The organism is Nonomuraea sp. B19D2 (assembly GCF_040137845.1).
Lineage (GTDB): Bacteria > Actinomycetota > Actinomycetes > Streptosporangiales > Streptosporangiaceae > Nonomuraea.
The window spans coordinates 1-5630 of the sequence record NZ_JBEFAK010000112.1 but is presented as its reverse complement, the minus strand read 5'-3'; the positions used below and the strand labels follow the sequence as shown (position 1 = coordinate 5630).

Sequence of the window (5630 nt, the reverse complement as noted above, 5' to 3'; positions counted from 1 at the left end):
CCGCGCGGACGTCCTCGTACCGGGTCACCACCCAGGCGGTGTGGCCATTCCACAACCGGACCTGCTGCAGGCCATCGGCCTGGCGCCAGCCGGCGTATTCGGCGGGCGGGTCCAAGGGGCAGCGCTGGGAGCGTCTTCCAGGGAAGACAGGAAGGCCTGCGTCGTCGTGGGTGTCGGTCGTAATGCTCATTGCGAACTCCTGAGTTGTTACGCAGCTGTCGTGTCGGTGATGGCGGTGGCCCATGGGGTCCGGGCCGCGATGAGGGCACGCCACGCGCGCAGGATCTTGGGCGACATGCCGACCGCGAGCACTCCGGCCACCCTGTCGCCGGTGCGGTAGGCGATCAGGAGCCGGCGTTCGGCGAGATTGCTCTCGAGGATGCGTGCTTCATCGTGGTCGCGCAGGTGGCCGTAGGCCTGGATCTTCATGCCGTACTGGTCGGACCAGAAGTACGGCACCGGCGCGAACGGCCGCCGCGCCTGCGGATGGAGCAGGTTGTGGGCGACGGCCAGGCCCTGCTCAGCGGCATTGGTGCGATGCTCGATCCGCATGGCGGTGTCGAACAGCGGATTGTGCCAGCGGGCCACATCCCCGACCCCGTACACACTGGGCGCCGCGGCGCTGAACTCGTCGCACACCAGCCCGTCGCCCGCGGACAGCCCGCTGCCGCCGAGCCATTCGGTGTTCGGCACCGAGCCGATCGCCACCAGCACGTCATCCGCCGGCAGCACCGTGTCATCGGCCAGCCGCACCCCCGTGACCGCCCCGCCTGCGCTGACGATCTCGGCGACGGCGGCATGCGTGCGCAGATCGACGCCGTGGCCGCGGTGGATCTCGGCCAGCACGTGGCCGGCCTGCTCGCCGAGGGCCTGCGCCAGCGGAAGCGGACCTGCCTCCAGCAACGTCACCTTCACACCCAGCCCGGTGGCGACGGCGGCCACTTCGGCACCCACGAACCCGGCACCGACGATCACCAGCCGCCGCCCCGGAAGCAGCCGCGCCTTCAGCGATACGGCGTCGTCCAGGGTGCGCAGCGTATGCACGCCCGGCACGACCTCGCTGCCCGGCAGGTGACGGGGACGCACGCCGGTCGCGATCACCAGAGCGTCGTAGGGCACCTCGGCGCCATCGGCCAGCGCCACGCTTCCGCCGCTCAGGTCCAGCCCGATCGCGGGCACGCCCAAGCGCAGATCCAGGCTGAGGCTGTGCAATTCCTCCTTGCCGCGGAGGGTGAGCCGGTCCGGCCCCCACTGCCCGGTCAGGATCTGTTTCGACAGGGGCGGGCGGTCATAGGGCGGGTGCGGCTCCTGGCCGACGAGCGTGATCACGCCCGCATATCCGGCCCTGCGCAGCCCCTCCGCAGTGGCCAGCCCGCCCGCCGACCCCCCGACGATCACGATCCGGTTCACGACTCCACCAGATGGATGGCGGCGGCCGGGCAGACCGCGGCCGACTCACGGACCGCGTCGTACGTCCCCGGCGCGGGTGTCTCGTCCAGCAGCACTACGAGGCCGTCCTCCTCACGCTGGTCGAAGACCTCGGGCGTGATCAGCACGCACTGGCCGGCGGCTACGCATTTGTCGGCCTCAACGGTCACCTTCACCTGACTCCCCCTTGGCTACGCCTGGTTGCTAATTGATAGTCAACTATTACTTGTTTGCTGCAGGGAGGTCAATACCAACCGATAGGCAGCTATCGATTGGTATCCTGGACCGGTGACCACCGACAGCTCACGGCCGCTACGAGCCGACGCCGTGCGCAACAGCGAGAAGCTTCTTCGAGCCGCCCGGCAGATCTGGGCCGAACAAGGGCCCGACGCCCCGCTCGAAGAGATCGCCCGCCGCGCCGGGGTAGGCATCGCCACCCTCTACCGCCGCTTCCCGGACAAGGCGGTGCTCGCCCGAAACGCGCTCGACCAGAGCTTCGCCGAGAACATCGCCCCCGCCATCGAGCAGGCCATGAGCGACGACGACCCTAGGCGTGGTCTGGTCAACGTGCTCGAGGCGACACTGTCGGTGGCGGCTCGCGAGCACAACACCGTGGCCGCCGCGAGAGACTCCGGCGCCATTACCCACGAGGCTGGTGCCCGCCCCTTCGAGGCGCTCATCTTGCTGGCTGGCCGGGCCCAGCAGGCCGGTCTCATCCGTGCCGACCTGGTGCCCGATGACATGCCTCGCATCGTGGTCATGCTCGTGGGGCTGCTGTGGACCATGGAGCCCAACAGCGACGGCTGGCGGCGCTACCTATCACTCATCCTCGACGCCCTGGCTCCTGACGCAGCCACCCCCCTGCCGGCCACGGTGCCGCTACAGCAGCCGGACAGCCGGCTCTTTTGACAATGCCAGGCCCGGTCCGGCAGGATGACGCGCGAATGAACGGCATGTCCGCCGCCTTCGGATGCACAAGCGGGACGGCCACAACGCATGCGACACTGCCGCGTTCGAACTGGTGGAGTAGATCGCGCCGGTCGACATCGCCATCTTGTTCCTCGGCGGCGCGCGCCACGCCGCAGCCTTCGACAACGCGCTCGTCACCCTCGACAGCGCCCAGGGCGCGCAGGCCGCCCAGCTCCTGGGCACCTGCCGCGTCGTACCGGCCCACTTCGAGAACTAGGGCCCTCAAGGAGGGGCGCGCCACGTTCGCTCGGGGCTGCCCCGAAGTGGACTTCAGACCGCTGCGGACATTTCGCCGTGGTGACCAGCGGCTCAAGGCGGGCTGCGTTCAGATCTGCCCGAGCAGCATGCCCGCGCCGTCGTCCGGGCGCGTGCGCAGGGGCCGCCAGCCGTTGTCGAGCTTGGCGAGCTCGGCCTCGACTTCTACCGGGATGGCCCCGAAGAAGTTGATGTTCTCGCTGCGGCCGGGGGAGATGTGGGCGAGGAGCTCGTCGTCGACGGACTTGCCGTCAGCGCGGAGCCGCTGCACGGCGAGCCCAAAATACTCGGTCGTCCAGACCACCACACTGTTGGTCAATATGGTCAGGCACCAGGCCTGTTCAGTCTGATCGGACAGGTACGGCCGGGCGGTGATGGTGCCCTGCTGGGCGTAGTGCAGGTCGCGGCGCAGCGCGTGCAGGGACTCGCCCTTGTTGAGCTGCCGGGAGATCCGCCTCCTGTACACCGGGTCCGACAGATAGCGGGCCGTGTGCAGGGTACGCCTGAGCAGCCCCCATTCCTTGAGCGCGCTCGCCAAGGTGTTCTGGCGCGGCGCGGCCGACCATTTACCGACCACGAGGGAGGCGGTGGCCTGCCCGTACTTCAGCGACGCGCCCATCCGCAGCAGATCGTCCCAGGTGTCTTCGACGAGTGCCTCGCCCCAGCGGGCGTTCAGCAGCGGACCGGCGTGCGGGTAGAGCCGGTTGATCGCGGTGGGGGTGTCGTCCCGCACCAGGGTGACCTTCGTCAGGTCCCGCATCCGGGGGGTCAGGCGCTTGCCGACCAGGTCGAACAGACTGAAGTTGATCAGCGTGGCGCCGTGCGTGTCCGTCGCGTGATCATGGAGTGGGAGATCGGTCTTGTTGCCGAGGAACTCATCCAGCGTGTACTGCCCCTCGCGGGTAGTCGGCACGAACTGCTGGGTGCCGAACGTCGACCACTGATCCGAGACGTGGGTGTAGGACGACAGCACCTGCCCGCCGTAGATGGTCATGGTCCGGGCGGTGGTCGACTTGCCGCGCACCGGGAAGCGCTGCCCGTCGGAGGAGGACATGGTGCCGCCACCGAACATCTTCGACATCTCCAGGCCGTGGTGGTGGTTCACGATCACCGTGTTCGCCTCACGCAACGTCTCATCGCGGATGTACCACTCCATCGTCCAGGCCAGCATCTCATAGGACACCCCGCACGCCTCCGACATGCGCACCAGGCCGAGGTTCGTACCGAGGCCGATCAGGCAGGCCAGGATGTTCCGCTTGGTCTCGGCGGACTTGGCCAGCTTCCTGCCGCCGGCGTGGGTGAAGCAGTCCACAAACCCCGTCCTGGCGTCGAGTTCGATCAAAACGGAGGCGATCGGCGCGAACGGCAGCATCCCCGCCAGGTCGTCATGCAGGTCCTTGACCTCCGGAGGGATGTCCTCGGCCGACAGCGGCGCCACGATCAGGTTCCCCTCGGCGTCCAGGCGGACCGCCCCGGCCTGCTCCGGCGGCGCGGTCCGCAACGTCTCCTCCAGGTCGGTCAGGGCGGCGTGCAGCTCGGACCTGCCGACCTCGACCGCGTCCCTACCGGACAGGGGCTTGCGGACCAGCTGTGCGTACTCCGCCCGCTTCGGCTCCCACTGCTGGGTTGCGGTCGAGGGATCGGCGTAACGGCGCGAGCCCGGCACGAACACATCCCCCGACCGCAACCCATCCCGCAAACACAAGATCACCACAAGTTCCCAGTAGTGCCGGAACACCGTATCCTCACCCGGCTTACGGGCCTTCTCCAGGTAGTCGGCGTACCGGGCCGGCACGAACCCCGTCGGCGCGTCCGCGGGCACCTTGCGGCCGTTGGTCTCATTCAGCCGCTTCAGGATGGCCACGGCCGCCATGAGTTCGTCGGTCCCGGGACCGCCCTGGAAATCGACCGCAGCCAGCACGTTCGGGGTGAACTGGCGCAGGTAGGAGTAGGAGGAGTCCAGCTCCGACAAGCGGCCATGGTCCTTCGGCAGCGGCTTCCACGCATCCGAGGTGATCTCCCTCAGGCGTTGCATCCCGATCTGCTCGCGCAGCAATCCGCCGACCTGCTCGTCCGGCACCGACGGGTCGGCCAACACTGGCAGGATCAGGTCCATCAGCAGCTGCCGGGCCTCGCCCTTCTTCGCCCGCTCCACCAACGCCTCGTTCGTCTTGGTCTTGGCTCGCGACTCCCGCGCGGACACCGCTTGGTCGAATAGGGCGACGACTTCGTCCAGTTGGTCGATCGCGGCCTGGGCGACGAACGCCAGCAGGATCGGGTACTTGCGTTCCTCCCTGTGTTGCAGGGCCTGGTTCGTCGACCCGCGCGCCGACAGTGGCCAGGAACCGGCGCCGTTCGTTCGGCAGCGCAGACAGGTCCATGGTGTGGGCGTCGATCGCCCGCAGCCACAACAGCTTGTTGATCGAGGTCTTCACCGCCGAAGCCGTCGCCTCCCTGGCCGCCTGCCGGAACCATTCCAGCCAGGTCATCCCCAGCCCCGCATCGACGATCAGCAGCCGCTCCAGATCCGCTCGCACCTCGGTGGTCAGCAGATGCCCCAGCAGCTCTGAGGTTAGCGCCGTCGCCCCGGTCCGGGCCTCACCAACCATCTTGGCCAGCACCGTCGGACCAGGACGCACCACCTGCGCCGACATCAGGTACTCCCGAGCCAGGCTGAATAGCACGGTCGGCGAGTCGTGCTCCATCGCCCGATCCAGCAGGAACTGGGTCAGCTCCTTCAACGCCTCGCTGTCCGGCGCGGTCGTCTTCCACCCCAGATACCTGACCACCAGCTTCAAATGATCCGTTCGGGTGTGTTCCCGCTTCCCGTAACCGGCCAGCGCGCCCGGATGCTGGACCGTCCCGGGAATCTTGGAGGCTACGATTCCTGCGAACTTGCGAATGACGTAGCAGATTCCTGCGCCTTATAGAAGGCGCCTTCATACTCCTTCGGTGGAATATTACCGCAGAACGAGTGG

At 67.9% G+C, this 5630-nt stretch carries 5 protein-coding genes and 2 pseudogenes; 2 read left to right on the top strand and 5 right to left on the bottom strand.

Features of this window, described 5'->3' with window-relative positions:
* The 3 genes and pseudogenes from ABN273_RS58810 to ABN273_RS58800 all read right to left on the bottom strand — a co-directional run.
* A pseudogene (locus tag ABN273_RS58810) lies at positions 1 to 190 on the bottom strand (cytochrome P450); the annotation flags it as partial.
* Between the two features lie 17 nt (positions 191 to 207).
* Positions 208 to 1410 (bottom strand): NAD(P)/FAD-dependent oxidoreductase, encoded by a 1203-nt coding sequence (locus tag ABN273_RS58805; protein WP_349458513.1) that lies wholly within the window; start codon positions 1408 to 1410, stop codon positions 208 to 210.
* On the bottom strand, positions 1407 to 1604 hold the full coding sequence (locus ABN273_RS58800; protein WP_349458512.1) for a ferredoxin: 198 nt from the start codon (positions 1602 to 1604) through the stop codon (positions 1407 to 1409). The genes ABN273_RS58805 and ABN273_RS58800 overlap by 4 nt, the downstream gene beginning before the upstream one ends.
* A 112-nt stretch (positions 1605 to 1716) precedes the next feature.
* On the opposite strand from ABN273_RS58800, the gene ABN273_RS58795 reads away from it, so the two are divergent.
* Together ABN273_RS58795 and ABN273_RS58790 are read left to right on the top strand one after the other, a co-directional pair.
* Positions 1717 to 2337, top strand: coding sequence for a TetR/AcrR family transcriptional regulator (locus tag ABN273_RS58795; protein WP_349458511.1), 621 nt, complete (start codon positions 1717 to 1719; stop codon positions 2335 to 2337).
* Positions 2338 to 2482: 145 nt separating this feature from the next.
* Complete coding sequence (locus ABN273_RS58790; RefSeq protein WP_349458510.1) at positions 2483 to 2614, top strand: hypothetical protein; 132 nt, start codon at positions 2483 to 2485, stop codon at positions 2612 to 2614.
* A gap of 108 nt (positions 2615 to 2722) precedes the next feature.
* On the opposite strand, the gene ABN273_RS58785 is transcribed toward ABN273_RS58790, so the two are convergent.
* Complete coding sequence (locus tag ABN273_RS58785) at positions 2723 to 4957, bottom strand: Tn3 family transposase (protein ID WP_349458514.1); 2235 nt, start codon at positions 4955 to 4957, stop codon at positions 2723 to 2725.
* Positions 4958 to 5306: 349 nt separating this feature from the next.
* Positions 5307 to 5450 (bottom strand): annotated as a pseudogene (locus ABN273_RS60225) (hypothetical protein); the annotation flags it as partial.
* Positions 5451 to 5630 lie beyond the last annotated feature (180 nt).